Origin of the sequence: Nocardia shimofusensis NBRC 100134 (genome assembly GCF_001613125.1) — a bacterium.
GTDB lineage: Bacteria > Actinomycetota > Actinomycetes > Mycobacteriales > Mycobacteriaceae > Nocardia > Nocardia shimofusensis.
Genome location: NZ_BDBT01000013.1, coordinates 33,398 through 56,694, shown reverse-complemented (window position 1 = coordinate 56,694; position 23,297 = coordinate 33,398). Strand labels below are relative to the sequence as shown.

The 23,297-nt window shown below is 69.1% G+C and carries 20 protein-coding genes and 2 pseudogenes; 12 read left to right on the top strand and 10 right to left on the bottom strand.

The features are described from left to right. Window positions 1-31: 31 nt before the first annotated feature. The gene (locus NS3_RS16250) at window positions 32-424 is read left to right on the top strand and encodes an acyl-CoA thioesterase (RefSeq protein WP_084495632.1); all 393 of its coding nucleotides are present in this window, start codon (window positions 32-34) and stop codon (window positions 422-424) included. Here NS3_RS16250 and NS3_RS16245 read toward each other — a convergent pair. Both NS3_RS16245 and NS3_RS16240 read right to left on the bottom strand, forming a co-directional pair. Beyond that, complete coding sequence (locus tag NS3_RS16245) at window positions 414-1,274, bottom strand: SDR family oxidoreductase (protein ID WP_067860486.1); 861 nt, start codon at window positions 1,272-1,274, stop codon at window positions 414-416. The genes NS3_RS16250 and NS3_RS16245 overlap by 11 nt on opposite strands. A gap of 24 nt (window positions 1,275-1,298) precedes the next feature. After that, window positions 1,299-1,793, bottom strand: a complete 495-nt coding sequence (locus NS3_RS16240) for an Lrp/AsnC family transcriptional regulator (RefSeq protein WP_067860484.1) — start codon at window positions 1,791-1,793, stop codon at window positions 1,299-1,301. 155 nt (window positions 1,794-1,948) lie between these two features. Between NS3_RS16240 and pdhA the strand changes: the two genes are divergently transcribed. The 4 genes from pdhA (at window position 1,949) to NS3_RS16220 (ending at window position 6,423) form a co-directional block, all read left to right on the top strand. Further along, entirely contained in the window at window positions 1,949-3,049 is a 1,101-nt protein-coding gene (gene pdhA / locus NS3_RS16235; RefSeq protein WP_067860482.1) for a pyruvate dehydrogenase (acetyl-transferring) E1 component subunit alpha, read from the top strand. Further along, window positions 3,046-4,023: an alpha-ketoacid dehydrogenase subunit beta gene (locus tag NS3_RS16230; protein ID WP_067860480.1), complete on the top strand. Its 978-nt coding sequence runs from the start codon at window positions 3,046-3,048 to the stop codon at window positions 4,021-4,023. The genes pdhA and NS3_RS16230 overlap by 4 nt, the downstream gene beginning before the upstream one ends. Window positions 4,024-4,080: 57 nt before the next feature. Continuing rightward, window positions 4,081-5,508 (top strand): dihydrolipoamide acetyltransferase family protein, encoded by a 1,428-nt coding sequence (locus tag NS3_RS16225; RefSeq protein WP_067860478.1) that lies wholly within the window; start codon window positions 4,081-4,083, stop codon window positions 5,506-5,508. Window positions 5,509-5,601: 93 nt separating this feature from the next. Then, complete coding sequence (locus NS3_RS16220) at window positions 5,602-6,423, top strand: sulfurtransferase (protein ID WP_067860656.1); 822 nt, start codon at window positions 5,602-5,604, stop codon at window positions 6,421-6,423. 28 nt (window positions 6,424-6,451) lie between these two features. Here NS3_RS16220 and NS3_RS16215 read toward each other — a convergent pair whose 3' ends face one another. Together NS3_RS16215 and NS3_RS16210 are read right to left on the bottom strand one after the other, a co-directional pair. Next, window positions 6,452-7,105 carry an HNH endonuclease family protein gene (locus NS3_RS16215; RefSeq protein WP_067860654.1) on the bottom strand — a complete coding sequence of 218 codons (654 nt, stop codon included), beginning with the start codon at window positions 7,103-7,105 and terminating at the stop codon, window positions 6,452-6,454. Between the two features lie 266 nt (window positions 7,106-7,371). Further along, complete coding sequence (locus NS3_RS16210; protein WP_245649646.1) at window positions 7,372-8,523, bottom strand: helix-turn-helix domain-containing protein; 1,152 nt, start codon at window positions 8,521-8,523, stop codon at window positions 7,372-7,374. Between the two features lie 177 nt (window positions 8,524-8,700). On the opposite strand from NS3_RS16210, the gene NS3_RS16205 reads away from it, so the two are divergent. From NS3_RS16205 to NS3_RS29145, 3 genes are all read left to right on the top strand, one after another. Next, window positions 8,701-9,027, top strand: a complete 327-nt coding sequence (locus NS3_RS16205; RefSeq protein WP_067860474.1) for a hypothetical protein — start codon at window positions 8,701-8,703, stop codon at window positions 9,025-9,027. Beyond that, window positions 9,024-9,158, top strand: coding sequence for a hypothetical protein (locus NS3_RS30365; RefSeq protein ID WP_281205744.1), 135 nt, complete (start codon window positions 9,024-9,026; stop codon window positions 9,156-9,158). The genes NS3_RS16205 and NS3_RS30365 overlap by 4 nt, the downstream gene beginning before the upstream one ends. Window positions 9,159-9,316: 158 nt before the next feature. Continuing rightward, window positions 9,317-9,457 (top strand): hypothetical protein, encoded by a 141-nt coding sequence (locus NS3_RS29145; RefSeq protein ID WP_157101375.1) that lies wholly within the window; start codon window positions 9,317-9,319, stop codon window positions 9,455-9,457. Window positions 9,458-9,530: 73 nt separating this feature from the next. Here NS3_RS29145 and NS3_RS16200 read toward each other — a convergent pair whose 3' ends face one another. Then, window positions 9,531-10,466 (bottom strand): LLM class F420-dependent oxidoreductase, encoded by a 936-nt coding sequence (locus NS3_RS16200; RefSeq protein WP_067860652.1) that lies wholly within the window; start codon window positions 10,464-10,466, stop codon window positions 9,531-9,533. A gap of 52 nt (window positions 10,467-10,518) precedes the next feature. Between NS3_RS16200 and NS3_RS16195 the strand changes: the two genes are divergently transcribed. From NS3_RS16195 to NS3_RS16185, 3 genes are all read left to right on the top strand, one after another. After that, on the top strand, window positions 10,519-13,380 hold the full coding sequence (locus NS3_RS16195) for a DEAD/DEAH box helicase (protein WP_067860472.1): 2,862 nt from the start codon (window positions 10,519-10,521) through the stop codon (window positions 13,378-13,380). Window positions 13,381-13,471: 91 nt separating this feature from the next. Further along, window positions 13,472-14,212 carry an SWIM zinc finger family protein gene (locus tag NS3_RS16190; RefSeq protein WP_067860470.1) on the top strand — a complete coding sequence of 247 codons (741 nt, stop codon included), beginning with the start codon at window positions 13,472-13,474 and terminating at the stop codon, window positions 14,210-14,212. Between the two features lie 411 nt (window positions 14,213-14,623). Continuing rightward, complete coding sequence (locus tag NS3_RS16185) at window positions 14,624-15,433, top strand: helical backbone metal receptor (protein WP_067860468.1); 810 nt, start codon at window positions 14,624-14,626, stop codon at window positions 15,431-15,433. Here NS3_RS16185 and NS3_RS30670 read toward each other — a convergent pair. The 5 genes and pseudogenes from NS3_RS30670 to icmF form a co-directional block, all read right to left on the bottom strand. Further along, window positions 15,430-15,549: pseudogene (locus NS3_RS30670) on the bottom strand (hypothetical protein); the annotation flags it as partial. The gene NS3_RS16185 and the pseudogene NS3_RS30670 overlap by 4 nt on opposite strands. A 74-nt stretch (window positions 15,550-15,623) precedes the next feature. Then, a complete protein-coding gene (locus NS3_RS16180) occupies window positions 15,624-16,793 on the bottom strand; it encodes an RNA-guided endonuclease InsQ/TnpB family protein (RefSeq protein ID WP_067860467.1) in 1,170 nt (389 codons plus the stop codon). 143 nt (window positions 16,794-16,936) lie between these two features. Next, window positions 16,937-17,140: pseudogene (locus NS3_RS16175) on the bottom strand (NAD(P)-binding protein); the annotation flags it as partial. Window positions 17,141-17,208: 68 nt separating this feature from the next. Then, window positions 17,209-18,288, bottom strand: coding sequence for an amidohydrolase family protein (locus NS3_RS16170; RefSeq protein ID WP_067860464.1), 1,080 nt, complete (start codon window positions 18,286-18,288; stop codon window positions 17,209-17,211). Between the two features lie 60 nt (window positions 18,289-18,348). After that, window positions 18,349-21,564 carry a fused isobutyryl-CoA mutase/GTPase IcmF gene (gene icmF / locus NS3_RS16165; protein WP_067860463.1) on the bottom strand — a complete coding sequence of 1,072 codons (3,216 nt, stop codon included), beginning with the start codon at window positions 21,562-21,564 and terminating at the stop codon, window positions 18,349-18,351. Between the two features lie 228 nt (window positions 21,565-21,792). Here icmF and NS3_RS16160 point away from each other — a divergent pair, with 228 nt between their 5' ends. After that, window positions 21,793-23,292, top strand: coding sequence for a CoA-acylating methylmalonate-semialdehyde dehydrogenase (locus NS3_RS16160; RefSeq protein ID WP_067860461.1), 1,500 nt, complete (start codon window positions 21,793-21,795; stop codon window positions 23,290-23,292). The last annotated feature ends 5 nt before the right edge of the window (window positions 23,293-23,297 follow it).

The window sequence follows — 23,297 nt, the reverse complement described above, 5'->3', positions numbered from 1 at the left end:
GACACAGCCGCCGTATCCCGTGCTCTGGCCGATGCCGACCCGCTGGGCCGACAACGACCACTACGGACACGTGAACAACGTGACCTACTACTCGTACTTCGACACCGCGGTGAACGCGTGGCTCATGCACGCCACCGGCACCGACATCAGGGAGCTGCCCGCCCTCGGCGTGGTCGCGCAGACCTCCTGCCAGTTCACCGGCTCGGTCAGCTTCCCCGACCAGCTACGGGTCGGCCTGCGGGTGTCGAGGCTCGGGCGCTCCAGCATCACCTACGACCTCGGGCTCTACAAGGAAGTCGGCGAGGAGCTGGAGCTGTCGGCCACCGGCACGTTCGTGCACGTCTATGTCGACACCGAGACCCGGAGGCCGATCGAGATCCCGGAGGTCATCCGGGCCGCCGCCGCCGAGATCGTCATGCAGTGAACTCGCCGACCTCACCGACCTCGCCGACCTCGCGGACCTCGCGGACCTCGCCGAGCAGCGCGGACTGGAAGCGGCGCATCCCCGCCAGCCAGCGGTCGTAGTCCGCGCCCTTGCGCCGGTACATCTCCAGCACCTCCGGATGCGGCAGGATCAGGAACTGCTCGGCGGCGACGCCCGCGACGATCACCTCGGCGACCTCCTCCGGGGTGAGCACGGTCCCCGCGCTGGTGACCGCCTTGATCGCCAGCGCGGCTGCCTCCTCGTCGCCGGGCACCAGATCGCCCTGCAGCAGCCGGGTATCCACGCCCATCGGGCACACACAGCTGACCCGCACCCCCTGGTCGCCGTGGGCCACCGACAGCCACTCCGCGAACCCGACCGCGGCGTGCTTGGTCACCGAGTACGGCGCCGAGCCGAGCTGGGTGAGCAGTCCCGCGGCCGAGGCCGTCGAGACGAAGTAGCCCTCGCCGCGCTCGACCCAGCCCGGTACCAGCAGCCGTGCCGCCCGTACATGCGCGAGCACATTGACCTCCAGCGCGGCCGACCACTGTTCGTCGGTGCTGTCCAGGCCGGGCCCGCCGCCGATGCCCGCATTGGCGAAATACAGGTCCACCGGCCCGAACTCGGTGTTCGCCCGTTCGATCAGCGCACGGATCAACTGCTCGTCGGCCACGTCGCCCGCCATGGCGATCGCGTCGGCGCCGATCGATTCCGCGACGTGCACCGCACTCGCTCCGTCGAGATCGGCGACGACGACCTTCGCCCCTCCCTCGGCGAGCCGGCGCGCGAGCGCCGCTCCGATTCCCCCGCCCGCGCCCGTCACGATGGCCACCTTGCCCGCAATATCCATTACCGCAGGGTAGCGGCGGACGGTTCAGTTCGTCCCGCCGAGGCGTTCCAACAGCGGCGCGGTGCGAGGGCCGACGAGTTCACGCATCACCAGCGCCATATCGGTGCGCTCCACTCCGGGGATCTGCAGAATCTCTTCGGCGAGCCGGTACAGGTCCTCGGCGTCGCGCGCCACGATCCGCACCGTGAGGTCGATGCGTCCTGTCATCCCGCACACCTCGGTGACCTCGGGGATCTCGGCCAGCGCGGCCACGATCGGTTCCAGCCGATGCTGGTCGAGCACGACGGAGACGAACGCCGCCAGCGGGTAGCCCAGCGTTCGCGGCCGCACCCGGCGTTCGATGCCCGCCAGGACGCCGTTGGCCTCCCAGCGCGCCAGCCGGGCCTGCACGGTGTTACGGGACAACCCGAGTCGGGTGGCCAGTTCGACGCCGGTGGCGCGCGGGGTCTCGATCAAGGCCAGCAGCATGCGGGCGTCGGTCGCGTCGATGGTCGTCTCGACCTCGTCCGAACTGGTCATGTGACGCAGTATGACACCACGGGTTCGGTGTGGATTGCGCATTCTGCACAATTGCGTGTCGCTCACTTGCGCATCCCGCCAAAAGGTGGATGCTGTGAGGTATACCACAACTGTGTGGCAGGCCCACAAGGCCGCGAGCGCAGGAGGCGATACCCATGCCCCGACTGCCCGAACCGCATCGTTCCGGCAAACCCGAGTATCCGGTGCAACTGATCCAGCCCGACGGCGCCAGGGTTCTCGATCGCGAACACACAGCGCTGGTCGCCGACATCGGTCCTACCCAGCTGCGCGATCTCTACACCGACATGGTGATCGCCCGCCGGATCGACCAGGAGGCCACCGCGCTGCAGCGCCAGGGCCAGCTCGGCCTGTGGCCGCCGTTGCTCGGTCAGGAAGCCGCCCAGGTCGGTTCGGCGCGCGCGCTGCATCCCGACGACTACGTCTTCTGCAGCTACCGGGAAGCCGCCGTCGCCCTCTGCCGGGGCGTGCGGCCCGCCGAGATCACCCGGATGTGGCGCGGCGTCGCCCACCACTGCTGGGATCCGGCGGCGGTCGGCATGACCAACCCGAACATCATCGTCGGCTCGCAGGGCCTGCACGCCACCGGTTACGCCTACGCCGCCCAGCTCGACGGCGCCGAGATCGCCACCATCGCCTACTTCGGCGACGGCGCGAGCAGCCAGGGCGACATCGCCGAGGCACTCGGCTTCGCCGCGAGCTGGACCGCGCCGGTGGTGTTCTTCTGCCAGAACAACCACTGGGCGATCAGCGCCCCGGTCCGGGTGCAGAGCGCCACCTCGATCGCGCGCCGCGCCTACGGCTACGGCATGCCCGGCGTCCAGGTCGACGGCAACGATGTGCTCGCCGTCCTGGCCGTCACCCGGCAGGCGGTGGCCCGCGCCAGGGCGGGCGGCGGTCCCTCCTTCATCGAAGCGCTGACCTACCGGATGGGCCCGCACACCACCGCAGACGATCCGACCCGCTATCGCGCCGCCGCCGAGACCGAACAGTGGGCCCGCCGCGACCCCGTCGACCGGCTGCGCAAGCTGCTGGAACGGGAGTCGCTGTGGGACGACCGGTTCGAGGCCGAGCTCACCGCACGCGCCGACGCGGCCGCCGCGGAACTGCGCCACGCCACCCTGACCATGCCGGACCCGGACCCCGCTGCCCTGTTCGAGCACGTCTATGCCGACCCGCACCCGCTGATCGACGAGGAGCGGCGCGAGTTCGCCCGATCCGAAGGAGCTCTGCCATGACCACCACCACCTTCGCGGGCGCCCTCAACGCGGCGATGCGCCGGGCGCTGGAAGACGATCCCAAGGTCGTGCTGATGGGCGAGGACATCGGCGGGCTCGGCGGCGTGTTCCGGGTGACCGACACGCTGCAGAAGGACTTCGGGCAACACCGGGTGATCGACACCCCGCTGGCCGAGTCCGGGATCGTGGGTACGGCATTCGGCATGGCGCTGCGCGGCTACCGGCCGGTGTGCGAGATCCAGTTCGACGGCTTCGTCTACCCGGCCTTCGACCAGATCGTCTCCCAGGTCGCCAAGATTTATTACCGCACCGCGGGAAAGGTCAGCGCCCCGCTGACGATTCGCATCCCGTTCGGCGGCGGCATCGGCTCGGTCGAACATCATTCCGAGTCACCGGAGGCCTACTTCACGCACACCGCGGGCCTGCGGGTGGTCTCGCCGAGCACACCCGCCGACGCGTATCACATGCTGCGCCAGGCCATCGCCGCCCCGGATCCGGTGATCTTCTTCGAACCCAAGCGGCGCTACTGGGACAAGGCCGATGTCGACTTCGACGCCGACCCCGACCTGCCGCTGCACACGGCTCGCATCTGCCGTCCCGGCGCCGACATCACCGTTGTCGCCTACGGCGGCACCGTCGCCACCGCGCTGTCGGCAGCCGACATCGCCGCAGGGGAAGGCCGGTCCGTCGAAGTCGTCGACCTGCGCAGCCTCGCCCCGCTCGACATCGACACCATCGCCGAATCCGTGCGCCGCACCGGCCATCTGGTGATCACCCACGAAGCGCCGGTATTCGGCGGTCTCGGCGCCGAGATCGCCGCCCGCGTCACCGAACGGTGCTTCTATCACCTGGAGGCCCCCGTCCAGCGTGTCGGCGGCTACGACATCCCCTACCCGCCCGCCAAACTGGAGAAACACCACCTTCCCGACCCGGACCGCATCCTCGACGCGGTCGACCGCTCGCTCGCCGCCTGACCTGGTCACCCAACCCGTGAATCCAGCCCTGCGCACCCATCGAGGAAGAGGTGATCTGTGCACGACGCCAGCGCCATCCTGGAATTCCGGCTGCCCGACCTGGGGGAGGGCCTCGCCGACGCCGAACTGGTCTCCTGGTCGGTCGGCGTCGGCGACCACGTGGAACTCAATCAGATCATCGCCGAGGTGGAGACCGCCAAAGCCGTTGTCGCCCTGCCCTGCCCGTATGCGGGAACAGTGGCCGAGCTGCTGGCCGAGCCGGGGGAGACGGTACCGGTGGGCGCGGCCTTGATCCGGGTCCGCGACGAGGGCGCGAACGAACACGTCCCGGGCGCGGCAGGGCCGGACGGCGCGCCTGCCGGCGAACCCGTCGCCGGGGATTCCGGTACCGCCACCGGTGGTCCCGGGGACGCCGGCCGTGACGCCGGGAATGCTGTCGATGCTCCTCGTGTGGCGGCGGCCGACAGCGACGGCACGGCCCCCGCGAACGGTTGTACGGGACACGGTGACGGGTCCGCCGACGGCCGGAAGTCGGTGCTCGTCGGCTACGGGCCCAACAGTGAATTCCGGTCGCGCAGACGCGAACCGAGCGGTCCTGGGCGGGTGCCCGCGGTCCCGGCCGCTCGGTTGCTCGCAAAGGACTTGGGCGTAGATCTCGCCCGGATCGCGGGTTCGGGTCCGGGCGGTGCGGTGACCGTCGCGGATGTCCGTACGGCCGCGGCAGCTTCCTCCCTCGGGGCGGGGCGGACAACCGACGCTCGGGAAGCGCAGGAGCAGAATCTCGAAAGCCGGGAAATCCGCACTCCCGTCACCGGTGTGCGTAAACGCACGGCCGCCGCGATGGTCGCCAGCGCGACGACCATCCCGCAGGCCGGTACTTTCCTCACCGTCGACTGCACCGCCACGATGGAGGTGATCGAGCATCTGCGCTCCACCGCCTCGTTCACCGGCCTGCCGTTGACCCCGCTGACTCTGGTCGCCAAGGCTGTGCTCGCCGCGCTGGCCGACTACCCCGCCGTGAACGCGCACTGGGACGAACAGGCGCAGCAGATCGTCACCAAGAAATACGTCAACCTGGGTATCGCCGTCGCCACCGAACGCGGACTGCTCGTCCCCAAAGTCGAACAGGCGCAGGCGATGAGTCTGCGCTCGCTCTGCGAGGCGCTCGGCCGCTGCGTCGAAGCGGCGCGGTCGGGCACCGCCACCCCCGCTGATCTCACCGGTGGCACCTTCACCGTCACCAATGTCGGTGTCTTCGGTGTCGACGCGGGAATTCCGCTGGTCAACCCGGGTGAGGCGGCGATCCTCTGCCTCGGAGCCATCGCCCGCCGGCCCTGGGTCGTCGAGGAGGAACTGGCGGTCCGCTGGGTCACCACACTGGCCTTGAGTTTCGATCATCGGCTCGTCGACGGCGAACTCGCCGCGCGCTTCCTGGCCACCGTCGGCGAACTGCTGACCGACCCGCTCACGCTGCTCAGCCGATGACGTCCGCGGCGTGGCGCGCGGTCGTTCGCTGCCCGTGTCCACCCGACGGTGCGTATGGTGTTCGGGTCGGGCGCGCACAGGCGACGGGAGCACATGGTGAGCGCGGTACTGGTCGGTGTGGACGAGCTGCGGGAAGCGATGTCGGACAAGCGAGTTCGACTACTCGACGTCCGCTGGGCGCTCGGTGATCCGGACGGGCCGCAGCACTATCTGGACGGTCACATCCCCGGCGCGGTCTTCGTGGATCTGGAGACCGAACTGGCCGCTGTGCCCTCCCCGGCGGCCGGGCGGCATCCACTGCCGAAGGTCGCGGTGCTGCAGCGGTGCGCCCGCAGCTGGGGCGTGTGCGAAGGCGACCCGGTGGTCGTCTACGACGCCAGTGGCGGCACCGCGGCAGCCCGCGCCTGGTGGTTGCTGCGCTGGGCGGGCATCGCCGAGGTTCGCCTGCTCGACGGCGGCCTGCCCGCGTGGACCGCGGCGGGTTGGGAACTGTCGACCGGCGCCGAACCCGATCCCGTCCCCGGCGACGTGAGCTTCACCGGCGGCCTGCTGCCGGTGATCGACGCGCACGGCGTGGCACGGTGGCGCGGCACGCTCCTCGACGCGCGCCCCGCCGACAGTTTCCGCGGCGAGTTCGAACCGCTCGACCCGCGCGCAGGCCACATCCCCGGCGCGGTGAGCGCCCCCACCGTCGAAAACCTGGACGAGACAGGCCGTTTTCGTGACGCGACGTGGCTGCGGGATCGCTTCTCCGGACTCGGTTCGGGCCCGATAGCCGTCTACTGTGGGTCCGGCGTCACCGCCACCCACCAGATCGCCGCCCTGGCCGTCGCCGGTATCGACGCCGCGCTCTACCCGGGCTCGTGGTCGCAGTGGTCCCACGATGCCAAACGCCCGGTGGCCACCGGCGCTTGATCGTCTCGCGCACTCATGATGACCGCGCTCACGGACAATCGCGCGCGATGTCGTGGAGAACCGCGTTGTCGGCGGCGGTGACCGGCAGGTCGTAGGCCACCGCCACGGTCAGGTACTTGCCCGCGTAGAAGCAGTGGTTCTCGGCCCGCGGTGGTAACCAGTCCGCGGGCGTGTCATCGCCTTTCGCCTGATTGGCCGAGGCCGTGGTGGCCAGCAGGTTGCGCACGGTGTCGTTGGCGAAGCGCACCCGCTCGTCCATCGGCCAGCCTGACGCCCCCATGTCCCACGCCGCCGCCAGCGGATAGACGTGATCGATCTGGATCTCCCGCGCGTTCTCCTTCCTGAACTCGACCCGATCGCCGGTGTAGGGATCGAGCAAAACCCCCGACACGACCACACACTCGCGCGTCCCCGCCCGGAACCGCGCCTGCGCCAACTGAGCCGCCAGCACATCGTTGCGGGTATCGCACCCGTCGTGCCCCTGCGGCCCGTCGTAGTCGTCGTTCCACGCGGAGCCGAACACACACCCCTCGTCCTTCCCACACCCCCGCTCGTATCCGCCGGGCCTTCCCCGCTCGGCCACCACCCGTACCTGCTCGAGCAAGCCCTGCACCTGCGCCCGCGTCGGACTGCCAGGCGCGGGCCGCACACCCCCGATCCCCAGTTCACCGCATCCGGCCATCACGAGAACGGCGGCGAGTACCACCGCCCACCACCCGAACCGCCCTCGGCCCGCCCTGTTTTCGCGCACCCCGCAACTCCTACTCGCCACCGCCGACATTCGCGGTGCGGGGAGGTCCGCGACTGTGGATTTCCCGTATTCCACATTCTGATCCGCCGCCTCTCCGCCGGGCACGGGACTGCGGAGCAAAGGTCGTCGCGGGAGCGGAGTCGGCATGGGCGCGGTTCGGCACCGCGTGGCCCGCCGGATGCGCCCCGGCCGAGAGCTCAGCCGGCTGGGGCCCGCGTCGGGTAGTGGTCGCGGAATGCCTCGCGGACCCGTCGCGCGGCACGGGTATCGACGCGCTCGATACCCTCGACCACTTCGTCGAGCCGCCAGAAGGTCGAGGGCACCATTCGCCCGGAGGTGACCGCCGCGAGCGCGGTCTCGGCCGCCTCGTCGACCTTGCCCGCGGCCAGCAGGGCGAGACCGAGGTCGAGCCGGGCCGCGACGAGCCTGCGCGGGCGCGAATGCTGCGCGTTCTCCAGATCGGAGATGACCTGCCGCGCGAACGATTCGGCCGCCGGATCGCCGATCCACGCCAGAATGGCGGCCATGTAGGAGTTGGACTTGGTCGGGTCGAAGCAGAAGTGGTGTTCGATCTGCTTCGGGTCGTGCCGCCCGGAAACCAGCCGGGCGAGACTGCGTAACGCGGTGTAGGCCCCGTCCCGGTTGCCCATCCGCGCCAGTGCTCTGCCCTCCTGGGCGGTGGCCTGGATGAAGACCGAACTGTCGCGCGGGGCGAGGTGCTGGGCGACCTGCGAGGCCGTCGCGGCGACGGTGAAGTCGCCGTCGGTGAGCTGCTGCCAGGCCATGGTCTCCATCGCCCAGGCGGTGATCTCCGGATGCTCGGCCTCCAAGGAGATGTCGCGGGCGACCCGCAGGCGCTGTCGCGCGGCAAGCGCCTCGCCGAGATCGACGTGACAGGCCGCCGCGATCAACGAGAACCAGCCGAGGGTCAGCATCAGCCGCCGATGCTCGGCCAGGGTCTTCTTGCGATCGAGCATCGCCCGGCCGACCCGCATATTGGTCAGCGCCCACTCCAGCACGGCCGACGGCGCGGTCACCGGATAGGCGCGGGCCAGGTCGTCGACCGAGTAGTCGAGGTAACCGAGCACCCCGTCCGGGATGTCGGTCGCGTTGACCCGCTCGATCCAGGCCTCGACCGAAGGATCGTCGTCGGAGGCGTTCCGCCGCAGCGCCGCCGGCCCGAGCACGTCTTCGTAGCCGAGGACGAGTCGCGGGGTGACCGGACGTTTGCCGGTCTCCACCAAGCTGAGATAGGACGGCGCGAAATGCACGCGAGAAGCCATGTAGCGCAGGCTGATCCCCGCCGCCACCCGTGCGGCCCGCAAGTGCTCACCGTCGTACACCCGCACCCCCGAAGAGTCGACACCGAATTCCCGCAAAAGCTGTCAACACAGCTGTGAACACTTCTCGCCGCCACTGAAGCCGCTCCTCGTCCACGCTACTAGCGCAAGGCCCGGCCACCGCCAGATCCCGGCGAGTGGCCTTTCGACCAGTTGTTTCGATGCGGCGAAGGGGACGGAAAGCGGATGGTGGACGACCGGCCGAGTGCGATCGGCCTGATCCAGCGGAATCTGGTGTGTGGAGCGGAGTTCGACCTCGAGTCGTTGGCGGCCAGGCACGGCCTGCGCCTGGCCTTCACGGTGTCGGTGGACGCTTCGCCGTTGGTGGTGGCGATGGCGGTGGCGCGACATGTGGCGGAGTTCGAGGCGGTTGCTGTGGTGGTGCCGAGCTTCGAGCACGCCGACCCGGTGCGTCACGTGGTGACCGATGTGGCGGCGCTGGTGACGCCGATGGCGGTGTATCCGAAGGGGTTCCGGTGGATCCCGCCGGACACCGAGGAGGAGGGTTCGTGAAGAGCTGTGATGTGGTGCTCGCGGTGCTGGTGCTGGGGTTGACCGGCCTGACGTTGCTGTGGCTGCGACCGTCCCGGTCGGAGATCGGGGAGCCCGGGGAAGAGGAGGACATGACCGGGTGCGATGAGTGACGGCGGCACGTGTCGGAGGTCTCGATCGTGGGCGTACCGAGTTTCGATCACGCCGATCCGGTAAAGCGGTGATGACGGATCCGGCGGTGCGGGCGACGCCGATGGCGTTGCTGCCGAGTGGTTTTCGGTGCCGTCGTCTCCTGACGAGAGGAGAGGCTGTGGAAGTGAGCGAAATCGTGCTGATCGTGCTGGTGGTGGGACTGGCCGCGATGACCGTGGTGTGGTTCCAGCCGCCGAGGGCGGACAGCGGGGATCGCGAGAGCGAGGAACGATCGAGGAACGCCGCCGAGCGTGAGTGACCGGGCGGCAGGTCGGCGCGCCGTACCCGCGCCCGCTCGACCGGACAACGAATTCGGTCGAGCGGGCCGGTGCTCAGCCCAGGTGCGGGGCGACCTCGGCGGCGAACAGTTCGAGGTGATCGAGATCCGTCAGGTCCAGAATTTGCAGGTAGAGGCGGTTGATACCGGTTCCGGCGCGATAGCGGCCGATGGCGTCGACGACCTCGGCGGGGGTACCCGCCAGACCGTTGCGCTTCAACTCCTCGACTTCGCGGCCGATGGCGGCGGCGCGGCGGGCGACCTCGGCGTCGTTCCGGCCCAGGCACAGCACCTGGGCGGCCGAGCGGGTGATCTCGGCAGGATTGCGGCCGATCGCCTCCGCGGCCGCGGCGACCCGCGCGAACTGGGTCGCGGCCGTGGTCGCGTCGGTGAAGGGCAGGTTGAATTCCTGCGCGAAGCGGGCGGCCAGCGCCGGGGTGCGCTTCTTGCCGCTGCCGCCGATGATCAGCGGCGGGCGTGGCGACTGCGCGGGCTTGGGTAGCGCGGGGCTGCCGCTCAGTTCGTAGTGCTTGCCCTGATAGTCGAAGGTGCCGCCGATCGGGGTTTCCCACAGACCGGTGATGATCTCCAACTGCTCGGTGAAGCGGTCGAAGCGTTCGCGCACCTCGGGCAGGGCGATGCCGTAGGCGGTGTGCTCGTCGTCGAACCAGCCCGCCCCGAACCCGAACTCGACGCGTCCGCCCGACATCTGGTCGACCTGCGCCACCGAGATGGCCAGCACCGACGGGTGCCGGAAAGTGGCCGAGGTCACCAGGGTGCCGAGCCGGATGCGGGAGGTCTCGCGGGCCAGGCCGGCCAGGGTGATCCAGGCGTCGGTCGGGCCGGGCAGACCCGAGGCATCGCCCATCTTCAGGAAGTGGTCGGAGCGGAAGAAGGCGTCGTAACCGGCGTCTTCGGTGGTCTTGGCGACGCGCAGCAGGTCGTCGTAGCTCGCCCCTTGCTGGGGTTCGGTGAAGATGCGTAGGTCCACGTCCACCCACCGTAGTCCGGGTCGTGTCACAGGCGCCTGATTGGATGGGTGGATGCTGCACGGACTGTGGTCACCGGGGTCGGGCCTGGTGCTGTGGGCCGAGGGGGATGTGCCCGCGCAGTTGCCTGATCCGCTGGGGTCGCTGCTGCGCGGGTCGCGGTGGCGGCATCGCGCGCGAGCCCTCGTGCCCGGACCGGACGGGCCGGTGGCCGGTCAGGTGCGGGCGCACGCGCTGGTGCCGCACACGGCGGTCGCGGCATTGCGGCAGCGTTTGCCGGTCGCGCTGGTGTCGGGTGATCTGCGGTTCCTCGCGCGGGTCGCCGACGGTCTCGATCGCTGGGTGCGGGCCGGACGCGTCGTGCCGGATCTGGATCGGGCCGACGGCCAGTGGTGGGTGCGCTGGCGGCTGGTCGGCGGGGCGCGGCAGCGGGCGTGGCTGGCCGAGCTCGCGATGACGATGCCCGCGGCTCTGCGGGTCGCGGGCAAGCCCGCCGAGGTGCTCGACGATCTTGTTCGCGAGCTGACCGACCCCATCGCCCGGCAGTACCTCGCGGACATCCCGGTCACCCATCCGCTGATGCGGGGGCTGGTCGCCGACCAGCCGTTGGACACCGGTAGTCACCAACTCGCGGAGGTGCTGCGGCGCTGGCGCGAATCGCTGACCCTCGACGAGCCGGAACTGGTCCTGCGGCTGCTCGAACCGGACGGGCTGGGAAGCGGAGCCGACGACGAGTCCGAGGTGGACGGCGACGCGGTCGAGACCGACAGCGCGCGCGGACACGATGCCGCCGCCGACATCACCCTGTGGCGACTCGAGGTCTGCCTGCGCACCGAGGACTCCGCCCCGGTGCCGGTCCCGATCAATGCCGAGCCGAGCCTGCTGCGGACAGCGCTGGAGAAACTCGGCGAGGCGCAGCGCGTCTATCCGCGCCTGCGTGACCTGCCGTCCGACCCGTACTCGCTGGACCTGCTGCTGCCCACCGAAGTCGTCGCCGACCTGGTGGCCCACGGCGCGACCGCGCTGCGCGAGGCGGGTGTGCGCCTGTTGCTTCCGCGCGCCTGGAACATCGCCGAGCCGAGCATGCGACTGCGCGTGAGCAGCGGCGCGCCGGCCGCCGAGAGCACCGTCGGCATGCGCGGTCTGCTGTCGTTCCGCTGGGAGCTGGCCGTCGGCGACAAGGTGCTCACCCGCGCGGAGATGGGAAAGCTGATCCGGGCGAAGTCCGATCTGGTCCAGTTGCGCGGCGAATGGGTGCAGGCCGACCACAAGGCGCTCGCCGCCGCGGCCCGCTACGTGGCCGCCCACAGCGACGACTCGCCGGTCACCCTCGCCGATATGCTCGGCCATATCGCCGCCACCCGCGTGGACAAGGTGCCGCTCACCGAGGTCACCGCCACCGGCTGGGCCGAGGAATTGTTCGAGCGGGAAGGCGAACGCGAACCCGTTCCGCCGCCCGCCGGCCTCAAAGCGCAGCTGCGCCCCTATCAGCAGCGCGGCCTGACCTGGCTGGCGGCCATGAGCCGGTTGAACTGCGGCGCGGTCCTGGCCGACGACATGGGCCTGGGCAAGACCGTCCAGGTGCTGGCCCTGCTCGCGCACGAACGCGAGGCCGGCGAGGCGAGTGGGCCGACCCTGCTGGTGTGCCCGATGTCGGTGGTCGGCAATTGGCAGCGCGAGGCCGCCCGCTTCACCCCCGGCCTGCAGGTGCTCGTCCATCACGGCAAGGACCGCAGGCACGGCCTCGACCTGGAGGAAGCCGTCACCGATGCCGATCTCGTGCTCACCACCTACGCCATCCTGGCCAGGGATGTGACCGAACTGTCCACCCTGACATGGGATCGGGTGGTGCTCGACGAGGCGCAGCACATCAAGAACGCCGCCACCGCCCAGGCCCGCGCCGCCCGCGCCGTGCCCGCCCGGCATCGCCTGGCGCTCACCGGAACCCCGGTCGAGAACCGGCTCGAGGAATTGCGCTCGATCCTGGACTTCGCGATGCCGAAACTGCTGGGCACGCCGCAGACCTTCCGCGCCAGATTCGCGGTGCCGATCGAACGCGAACAGGATCAGAACGCGCTGTCGCGGCTGCGTCTGGTGACCGGCCCGTTCGTGCTGCGCAGGCTCAAGACCGACCCGGCCGTCATCGGCGATCTGCCCGACAAACTGGAGATGACGGTGCGCGCCAACCTGACCGTCGAGCAGGCGGCGCTGTATCAGGCGGTCGTCGACGACATGCTCGACAAGATCAAGAATGCCAAGGGCATGGCGCGCAAAGGGGCGGTGCTCGCGGCTCTCACCAATCTCAAGCAGGTGTGCAACCATCCCGCGCACTATCTGCGCGACCAATCGCCGGTGCTGCGGCGCGGCAGGCACCGCTCCGGCAAGCTCGCGCTGGTCGAGGACGTGCTGGACACGGTGATCGCCGAAGGCGAGAAAGCCCTGCTGTTCACCCAGTTCCGCGAGTTCGGCGAGCTGCTCGTCCCCTACCTCACCGAGCGATTCGGCACCGCCATCCCGTTCCTGCACGGTGGGGTCGACAAGAACAACCGCGACGCCATGGTGGATCGGTTCCAGTCCGAGGGCGGTCCGCCGCTGATGCTGTTGTCGCTCAAGGCAGGCGGCACCGGCCTGAATCTGACCGCCGCCAATCATGTGGTGCATCTGGACCGCTGGTGGAATCCGGCAGTGGAGAACCAGGCCACCGACCGCGCCTATCGCATCGGCCAGCGCCGTGACGTGCAGGTGCGCAAGCTGGTGTGCGTCGACACCATCGAGGAGCGGATCGACGAGATGATCACCGGCAAGAGCAGACTCGCCGATCTCGCCGTCGGCGCGGGGGAGAACTGGATCACCGAACTGGGCACCGACGAGCTACGGGAACTGTTCACGCTGGGATCGGAGGCGGTGGGCGAATGATCGGCGCGGCCAGGAAGTATGTGCCCGGCGCGGGCGGTAATGATGTGCCCGGCGCAGCCGGTGCGGCGCGCCCGGCAGAGAGGGGCCGGGAGTGAGCCGCGGCGTCAGCGCGCGCACCAAGCGCGGCGGATTCGGGCGCACCTGGTGGGGCAAGGCGTTCATCGACGCGGTCGAGGCCATGTCCGAACCGGGCAGGCTCGCTCGCGGGCGCGGCTACGCCCGCGCGGGCAATGTGATCGACTACCGCATCGACATCGGCATCGTCGTCGCCGAAGTGCAGGGCAGCCAGCCGCGTCCGTTCACCGCCGAATTCACCGTCCGCCGCCTGCGTGAGGAAGAGATCGAGCTACTCGTCGAGACCATCCGCGCGGCACCGGGCACGCTCGCCGATATCGCCTCCGGCGTCCTGCCCGCCGCCCTCGGCCCGCACCTGCTCCCCACCACTGCCGCCGACCTGGACTTCTCCTGCACCTGCCCCGACCCCGGCTGGCCGTGCAAGCACGCCGCCGCCGTCTGCTACCTGCTCGCCGAACGTTTCGACGAAGCGCCGCGGGAAATACTCACGTTGCGCGGCCTGGATCTCGACGCTCTCATCGCCCGGCTCGAACGCACCCCCGATCCCGGCGAGGACGACACCGCCGACCTGACCGACCCCTACGGTGACCGACGCGAACTGCCGATGCCACCGCGCATCGAATTCCGTTCGGTGATAGAAGATCTCGATCCCATGCTGCTGCGGAAGGCGTTGCGGATGGTGTCCGAAGACGAGACGAACGCGACGACGGCGCTGAAGGAGTTGCGAACCCTTTATGGAGCGCTGGAGCGGTCCTGAGCCCCGGCCGCCCGGATGGACGACCGGCAGCTTGGTTGGCACCCGGCAGCGAGGCCGATCGCGTGACCGAACTTCGTTCGGGCGGTCCCGTCCGGAACGCGGTGTCGGAACTTCTCGGCGCCGGGTGCCTCACTCAGTGTGCGGCCCGGCCACGGTGCCGGGAAATGTCCGAGCACTGCCCTGCCGCTGCCCGATTGCCGCTCGGGCAGTACTGCTGTCGCGCCCACCGGCCCCCATCTGCGGCGGACGTCAGGTTGCCGCGTTCCGGGGAGGATCCGGTCACTTCGAGAAGGCTTGCTTGCGAGCCGCTTTCGCCACCTCATGTGCTGCCGTGGCATCATCGAAAATCGCCTCGCCTCCGTCTGCCGAGAGCCGTCGATGTGGTGGGCGGATTCGCCTAGGCTGGCGGGTATGGCGGGTGTGAGCTCACCGGACTCCCGGCGCGACGGTGCGCTGCGTGACGACCTCGGCGCTGCCGTCGCGCTCACAGCGCCCGTCCGCCGGGTGGTGTCCCTGGTGCCCTCCCTCACCGAGGCCGTCGCCCACACCTGTCCCGACACGCTGATCGCGGCGACACAGTGGTGTACGCACCCGGTCGATCTCGATGTCGAGCGAGTACGCGGCACCAAGAATCCCGACGTGCGCCGCATCGTCGAATTGGCTCCCGACCTGGTGCTGTGCAACCAGGAGGAGAATCGCCGTCTCGATGTCGACCGCTTACGCGCCGCGGGCGTCGCCGTGTGGGTGACGAAAATCGAGACCCTCGACGCGGCGTTCACCTCATTGACCAGGCTGTTCACCACCGCATTCGCCCAGCCCGTCCCCGGTTGGCTCACCACCGCGCAAGAGAATTGGGCCGCACCGCCTCCGCGACCACCGCACTCCGCTGTCATCCCGATCTGGCGCAACCCGTGGATGGTCGTCGGCCGTGACACCTTCACCGGTGATCTGGCCGCCCGCCTCGGCCTGCACCTGGTGCACGCCGACCGCTCCGGCCGCTACCCGACGGTCACCGCCACCGAGCTGACCAGCGGCGTCGAGTTGGCTGTTCTGCCCGACGAACCCTACGTCTTCACCGCGGACGACGGCCCCGATGCTTTCCCGGGCATCCCCGTCGCCTTGGTCGAAGGCCGCGCGCTGACCTGGTACGGGCCGTCCCTGGCGACCGCCCGCGCCGACCTCACCCGGCAGTTGGCCGCCGCGACGACCGGCCGGGACTAGGCAGCCTCACCCGGCCCACGCGAGCCGGTAGCGTTCAGGTCGAAATGCCCGCTGCGCCAGGCCGCTTCGATCGTCGCCGACGGCCGCAGCGGCACATCCCCGTGCTTGTCGAAGTATTGACGTCCTCCCCCGCCTGAAGAAGGCGGGGGATTCCTCCTGAACCTCACGGTTCTGCGGTGGGTTCCTGCTTCTACACCAACTGCCCGCCCGGACGAATCCGTTGAGGTCTTACACCGGCTCGACAGGCGTTTCGCCTCTCGGCTCGTCCAGCCGCGAGGATGTTCATTGCCGCGTTCACATCACGGTCGTGCGTCGTCCCGCACCCGCAGGTCCATTCCCGCACGTGCAGGGGTTTCTTGTCCCCGATCACCCCACAGTGCGAGCACATGCGGGTGGACGGGAACCAACGGTCCACCTTCCCGAACCTCCGCCCATACCGGGCGGCTTTCTCCTCCAGCATGGTCGTGAACATCGACCAGCCCGCATCGTGAACGGACTTCGCCATGCGGGTACGGGCGAGACCCTTGACGCTCAAGTTCTCCACGAATATTGCTTGGTTCTCGCGAATGATCCGTGTCGTGTTCTTGTGCGCCCAGTCCCTGCGTGTGTCCGCCACCCTGGCATGCGCGCGAGCGACTTTCAGCCGCGCCTTGGCCCGGTTCTTCGACCCCTTCGCCTTACGAGACAAGGCTTGCTGTGCCTTGCGCAACCGGCGTTCGGCCTGCCGCAAGAATTTCGGGGAATCGATCGTCTTCCCGTCCGACATCACCGCGAACGTGGCCAACCCCAGATCGATACCCACCTCGGCATCGACCGACGGCAACGGCTGCTCGTCCACCGCGACGACGAACGACGCGAAGTACCTGCCCGCCGCATCCTTGATCAGCGTCACCGACGACGGAGCCGAGGGAAGTTCCCGCGACCACCCGACCTTCACGTCCCCGATCTTCGGCAGGCGCAACGCGCCGCCAGAGGTGACCGTGAACCGGGAGTTCTTCGTGAACCGGATCGCCTGACGGGTATCCCGACGGGAGCGGAACCCAGGCAGGCCCATCCGCGCGCCCTTCCGCTTGCCCGTGATCGAGGCAAAGAAGTTCCGGTACGCGGTATTCAGATCGGCCAGTGCCTGCTGCAACACCACGCTCGACACTTCACTCAGCCATGCCCGTTGCGGGGTCGCCTTGGAGGCGGTGAGCCGCTTCGACAACTCGGCGTCACTGATCCGCTCGCCCTTCTCGAACGCTTCCATCCGAGCAGCAAGCGCATCATTGTACACCACACGCGCACAACCGAACGCGCGAGCCAGCGATGCTTGCTGGCCGGGCGTCGGATAGACGCGGTAACTGTATCGAAGCTGCACCCCCGGATCCTATCATCGAGATCATCCAATCTCGTTTGCCAGCAAGGGGATCAACGTTTCGCTCCACAGCATGCTCGGGCCTCGGAGGCCCTCCCGCGTGGGCCTTCACCCCCGCCCTGAAGGGCGGAGCACTAGCCCACATTTCGGTAGCTGAACGACGGGATGTCCATAGCCACGCCGGGATAGGTGTTCCAGTGCCAGGTGCCGCCGACGCCGTCCGCGTCGTCGACGACGAGGAAGTCCTCGAATCCGGCCTGCCGCAACTTGATCGCGGCGCCGATACCGGAGAACCCCGCGCCGACGACGATGATCTCGTGGTCGTAGGTGTCAGGTGATGGCGTCGGCATGGTGGATCTCCTCCGTGCGGTGACGGCCTCGGTGCCGTCGGTCTATTCGCGCGCGTGCCGCGGAGCCCTCAGGACGGTGGCTCGATGCGGTAGACACGCGCGGCGTTGTCGTGGAACGCCTTGGCGAGAACGTCGCCGTCGCCGCCGTGTTCGGTGAGGGCGGTGGATACGGCGGCGACGCTGTCGGGGATCGTGGTGATCGCCTTGTCCACCGGAAAGTTCGACCCCCAGATCAGCCGGTCGGGGCCGAAGCAGTCGAGGGCGTGGGTGACCAGCGGGCGGATTCGGTCCACCAGCACCGGGGCGGTGGTGGTGTGCCCGCGCCGCGGCACCGGATGCCCGAGGATCGGCATCGCCAGTCCGCTCACCTTCGCGACCACCTTCGGGTGGGCGGCCAGCTCGGCGATGTCGTCGCACCAGCGCTGCAGCAACTCACGGCGCCGCTCGGGGGTGTGCCCGGTCTCCCGGCCGACTCCGCCGAACACTCCCGCCGGTGTGGCCAGATGGTTCAGCACGATGGTGACCTCGGGATAGCGCGCGGCCAGCGCGTTGACCTGTGGCAACTGATGCGAGTAGACCCATGCCTCGAAGACCAGGTCACGCTTCGCGAGCTCACCGAAACCGTGGAGGAACGCCCGAGAGGTCAGCGCGCTCGGGTCGTGGGTGTAGACGCGCACATCCGGATCGGGATGGTGGGCGACCATCGTGCGGATACCCCGGAGCAGCGGCGAGGCGCTCTGGTGGGCGTCGAGCAAGTCGGCGAAACCGGGAGCGGCCGGGTCGGCGGACCCGACGATCCCGCTCAACGGCGGGGTGTCGATACCGAAGGGCAGGCCGGCCACCCAGCGGGTCTCCTCGGCCTTACCGGTCACCCCCTTGCCGTGCCACTCCACCTCGATGTGCACGACGCCCTCGACCGGCACACCGGCCGCGTCGGCGCGGTAGTCGGCGGGCAGGTAGGGGTTCAGATACGCGGTCGGGTCGCCGACGAACTCCCGGTCCCGCACGCTCGCCAGGCGCACCGCCAGTGAGAGCGGGAGCGGCACGTACTTCAGCAGCCGCGCGGTGGTGCTGAAGCCTCGCGGGGTCCCCAGCGGATCCCACTGGTGGATGTGTGCGTCGATGACACGCAGATCACCGGGATTCATCGCCGATCCTCCCATCTGTCCGTCGGGTCCGGCGACCGGGTACCCGGTCGCCGGACAGGCTCACACGTTGCGCCGATACTGCCCGCCGACGGTGAAGAACGCGTCGGTGACCTGCTCGAGCGAACACACCCGGGCGGCGTCCATGAGCACCTCGAAGATGTTCTCGTCGGTGCGCGCGACGTCCTCCAGCCGGGCCAGCGCGTCGCGCGCCTGCTCGCGATGGCTGTCCTGGAACCCGCGCACGCGGTCGAGCTGGGACTTCTTCTCCTGCTCGGTGGCGCGGGCCAGTTCGATGGTGCGCTCGGGCTCGGCGTGCTCGTTGCGGAAGGTGTTCACGCCGATGATCGGCAGCGAGCCGTCGTGCTTGCGGTGCTCGTAGAGCATGGACTCGTCCTGGATCTTGCCGCGCTGGTAGCCGGTCTCCATCGCGCCCAGCACACCGCCGCGTTCGCTGATCCGCTCGAACTCGACCAGTACGGCCTCCTCGACCAGGTCGGTGAGCTCGTCGATGACGAACGCGCCCTGCAGCGGGTTCTCGTTCATCGCCAGGCCCCATTCCCGGTTGATGATCAGCTGGATGGCCAGCGCGCGGCGCACCGAATCCTCGGTCGGGGTGGTCACGGCCTCGTCGTAGGCGTTGGTGTGCAGGCTGTTGCAGTTGTCGTAGATGGCGATCAGCGCCTGCAGGGTGGTGCGGATGTCGTTGAAGTTCATCTCCTGGGCGTGCAGCGAGCGGCCCGAGGTCTGCACGTGGTACTTGAGTTTCTGCGAGCGCTCGGTCGCGCCGTACTTGTCGCGCAGCGCGATCGCCCAGATGCGGCGGGCCACCCGCCCGATCACCGAGTACTCCGGGTCCATGCCGTTGGAGAAGAAGAACGACAGGTTCGGCGCGAAATCGTCGATATGCATTCCGCGCGCCAGGTAGGACTCGACGTAGGTGAAGCCGTTGGCGAGGGTGAAGGCCAGCTGGCTGATGGGGTTCGCGCCCGCTTCGGCGATGTGATAGCCCGAGATCGATACCGAGTAGAAATTGCGGACCTTGTTGCGCACGAACCATTCCTGGATGTCGGCCATCATGCGCAGGCTGAACTCCGTGGAGAAGATGCAGGTGTTCTGGCCCTGATCCTCCTTGAGGATGTCGGCCTGGACGGTGCCGCGCACGGTCGCCAGGGTGCGCGCCCTGAGCTCGGCGGCCTCCTGCTCGGTGGGTTCACGGCCCGCGTCGGCGCGGAACCGGTCGAGCGCCTGGTCGATGGCGGTGTTGAGGAAGAACGCCAGGATGGTGGGGGCGGGGCCGTTGATGGTCATCGACACCGAGGTGGTCGGCGCGGTGAGGTCGAAACCGTCGTAGAGCGCCTTCATGTCGTCGATGGTGGCGATGGAGACGCCGGAGGTGCCGACCTTGCCGTAGATGTCGGGGCGCTCGTCGGGGTCGCGGCCGTAGAGGGTCACCGAGTCGAAGGCGGTCGACAGGCGCTTGGCCTCGGAATGCTCGGAGAGCACCTTGAAGCGGCGGTTGGTGCGGAACGGGTCGCCCTCGCCGGCGAACATGCGCGCCGGGTCCTCGTTGTCGCGCTTGAACGGGAACACTCCGGCGGTGAAGGGGAAGCGACCGGGCAGGTTCTCCGCGCGCAGAAAGCGCAGCAGTTCACCGTGATCGGTGAAGCGCGGCAGCGCGACACGGGGAATGCTGCTGCCCGACAACGAAGTCCGGCGCAGGGCGGTGTGGATCTCGCGATCGCGCACCCGCACCACCTGCTCCTCACCGCGGTAGCTCTCGGCGAGCGCGGGCCATTCGGCGAGCAGATCGGCGTTTTCGGGATCGAGGTTCGCGCGCGCGGACTCCAGCAGTTCGGCGACCGCGGTGTCCTCGGCCAGTTCGCCGGCGACCAGTTCCAGGCGCTGCACCCGTTGCGCGGCGTGCACCTGTTCGGCGGTGCGGGCGTGGTAACCGCGCACGGTGTCGGCGATCTCGGCCAGGTAGCGCACCCGGGAGGTGGGGATGATCTGGGCGAAGCGGGTGGACACCCGGGTGGCGACCTCCGGCAGCACGCCCTCGGCCACCGGCAGTCCGCGCGCGGCGAGCAGCCCGATCAGGTGCTGGTAGAGCGCGGTCACGCCGTCGTCGTTGAACGTGGCGGCGCTGGTACCGAATACCGGCATGTCCTCGGGAGAGGAACCGAACGCCTCGCGATTGCGCACCAGCTGGCGCGAGACATCGCGCACCGCGTCGGCCCCACCCCTGCGCTCGAACTTGTTGATCGCCACCACCTCGGCGAAGTCGAGCATGTCGATCTTCTCGAGCTGGGAGGCCGCGCCGAATTCCGGTGTCATCACATACATCGGCACGTCGACGTGATCTACGATGGCCGCGTCGCCCTGGCCGATGCCGGGAGTCTCCAGCACGATCAGGTCGTATCCGGCGGCCTTGCAGGCGGCGATGATGGTGCCGATATCGTGCGGGAGTTCGTGCCCGCCCCGGGTGGCCAGCGAGCGGAAGAAGACACGTCCGCCGTCGAGGGAGTTCATCCGGATGCGGTCACCGAGCAGCGCGCCGCCGCCGCGACGGCGGGTCGGGTCGACGGCCAGGATCGCCACCCGCAGCTTGTCCTGCTGGTCGGTACGCAGTCTGCGCACCAATTCGTCGGTGAGCGAGGACTTTCCGGAACCGCCGGTGCCGGTGATGCCCAGCACGGGGACGGTCCGGCCGGCGGCGGCCGCCAGCAGCGCGGTGTGATCGGCCTCCGGCAGCGCGTCCTGTTGCAGGCAGGTGATGGCGCGGGCCAGGGCGGTCCGGTCACCGGCCAGTACCGCCTCCACCGCGGGCGGTCGCACGGACAGGTCGACATCGCAGTCGGCGATCAGCTGGTTGATCATGCCGGGCAGGCCGAGCCGCTGACCGTCTTCGGGGGAGAAGATCCGCACGCCGGATTCGGCGAGCCGCTCGATCTCCTCGGGCACGATCACCCCGCCCCCGCCGCCGAAGAGGCGCACGTGTCCGGCGCCCGCCTCCCGCAGCGCCGTCGCCAGATACTCGAAGTACTCGACGTGTCCGCCCTGGTAGGAGCTGACCGCGACGCCTTGGACGTCTTCCTCGATCGCGGCGGCGGCGACCTCGTGGACCGCGCGATTGTGGCCCAGGTGGATCACCTCCGCGCCCTGGGCCTGCAGGATGCGGCGCATGATGTTGATCGCGGCGTCGTGGCCGTCGAACAGTGCGGCCGAGGTCACGAAGCGGACCGGGTTGACGGGTTGGTGGAGCGTGCTGTCGGCCACGAATGTCCTCCGGCGAGTCCTGGGGCGCCCGAATACTAGGACGTCATAGGAATACTACGGTGATGCCCATCACATCGCCATGCGAGTTTCATCGACATGACGGGCCTGTCATCGCGGGGTGTCCGGTGGGATGGATCACACCGGACGATTTACTTGGATGTCCAACTATAGGATGACCGAGGTCGCGCAGTCTCTGCGCGCGTCAGCGACGACAACAGAAGGACTGTCATGGTTCGGGAACTCACGCATTTCATCGGCGGACAGCACGTCGCCGGCACCTCGGGCAAGTTCGGCGACGTCTACGACCCGAACATCGGTGAGGTGCAGGCTCGGGTGCCGCTGGCGAGCAAGTCCGAGGTCGAGGCCGTCATCGCCAATGCCGAAGAGGCGCAGAAGGTCTGGGCCGCGTTCAACCCGCAGAAGCGCGCCCGCGTCCTGATGAAGTTCCTCACCCTGGTGCAGGACGAGATGGACAGCCTGGCGGCGCTGCTGTCCAGCGAGCACGGCAAGACCATCCCCGACGCCAAGGGCGACATCCAGCGCGGCCTCGAGGTCATCGAGTTCGCCGTCGGCATCCCGCACCTGCTCAAGGGCGAGTACAGCGAGAGCGCGGGCACCGGCATCGATGTGTACTCGATGCGCCAGCCGCTCGGCGTCGTCGCGGGCATCACCCCGTTCAACTTCCCCGCCATGATCCCGCTGTGGAAGGCGGGCCCGGCGCTGGCCACCGGCAACGCGTTCGTGCTCAAGCCGTCCGAGCGCGACCCCTCGGTGCCGCTGCGCCTGGCCGAGCTGTTCCTCGAGGCCGGTCTGCCCCCGGGGGTGTTCAACGTGGTCAACGGTGACAAGGAAGCCGTCGACACGCTGCTGCACGACCCGCGCATCAAGGCCGTCGGCTTCGTCGGCTCCACCCCGATCGCGCAGTACATCTACGAGACCGCCACCGCCAACGGCAAGCGCGCGCAGTGCTTCGGCGGCGCGAAGAACCACGCCATCGTCATGCCCGACGCCGACCTCGACGACGTCGCCGACCAGCTGATCGGCGCGGGTTACGGCTCGGCCGGTGAGCGCTGCATGGCCATCTCGGTCGCCGTGCCGGTCGGTGAGGAGACCGCCGATCGCCTGGTCGCCAAGCTGACCGAGCGCGTGCACAAGCTCAATGTCGGCCGCTCCGACGACCTCGGCGCCGACTTCGGCCCGCTGGTCGGCCAGGACGGCGTGGACCGGGTGAACAACTACGTCCAGATCGGCATCGACGAGGGCGCCGAGCTCGTCGTCGACGGCCGCGGCCTGACCGTCGAGGGTGGCGAGAACGGCTACTTCGTCGGCGCCACCCTGTTCGACAAGGTCACCCCGGAGATGCGGATCTACCAGGAGGAGATCTTCGGACCCGTGGTCACCGTCGTGCGCGCCGCGGACTACGAAGAGGGCCTGCGCCTGGCCAACGAGCACGAGTACGGCAACGGCGTGGCCATCTTCACCCGCGACGGCGACACCGCCCGCGACTTCGCCGCCCGCGTGCAGGTCGGCATGGTCGGCATCAACGTGCCGATCCCGGTCCCGATCGCGTACTACACCTTCGGCGGCTGGAAGCGCTCGGGCTTCGGCGACCTGAACCAGCACGGTCCCGACTCGATCCGCTTCTACACCAAGACCAAGACGGTGACCCAGCGCTGGCCCTCCGGCCTCAAGGAGAGCAACGCGTTCGTCATCCCGACGATGGACTGACAAAG

Bases quoted from the DNA above. Each gene is read 5' to 3' on its own strand.
- NS3_RS16250 (WP_084495632.1), top strand. From the start codon at position 32: ATGCCGACCCGCTGGGCCGACAACGACCACTACGGACACGTGAACAAC.
- NS3_RS16245 (WP_067860486.1), bottom strand. From the start codon at position 1,274: ATGGATATTGCGGGCAAGGTGGCCATCGTGACGGGCGCGGGCGGGGGA.
- NS3_RS16240 (WP_067860484.1), bottom strand. From the start codon at position 1,793: ATGACCAGTTCGGACGAGGTCGAGACGACCATCGACGCGACCGACGCC.
- pdhA (WP_067860482.1), top strand. From the start codon at position 1,949: ATGCCCCGACTGCCCGAACCGCATCGTTCCGGCAAACCCGAGTATCCG.
- NS3_RS16230 (WP_067860480.1), top strand. From the start codon at position 3,046: ATGACCACCACCACCTTCGCGGGCGCCCTCAACGCGGCGATGCGCCGG.
- NS3_RS16220 (WP_067860656.1), top strand. From the start codon at position 5,602: ATGGTGAGCGCGGTACTGGTCGGTGTGGACGAGCTGCGGGAAGCGATG.
- NS3_RS16215 (WP_067860654.1), bottom strand. From the start codon at position 7,105: ATGGCCGGATGCGGTGAACTGGGGATCGGGGGTGTGCGGCCCGCGCCT.
- NS3_RS16205 (WP_067860474.1), top strand. From the start codon at position 8,701: ATGGTGGACGACCGGCCGAGTGCGATCGGCCTGATCCAGCGGAATCTG.
- NS3_RS16195 (WP_067860472.1), top strand. From the start codon at position 10,519: ATGCTGCACGGACTGTGGTCACCGGGGTCGGGCCTGGTGCTGTGGGCC.
- NS3_RS16185 (WP_067860468.1), top strand. From the start codon at position 14,624: ATGGCGGGTGTGAGCTCACCGGACTCCCGGCGCGACGGTGCGCTGCGT.
- NS3_RS16170 (WP_067860464.1), bottom strand. From the start codon at position 18,288: ATGAATCCCGGTGATCTGCGTGTCATCGACGCACACATCCACCAGTGG.
- NS3_RS16160 (WP_067860461.1), top strand. From the start codon at position 21,793: ATGGTTCGGGAACTCACGCATTTCATCGGCGGACAGCACGTCGCCGGC.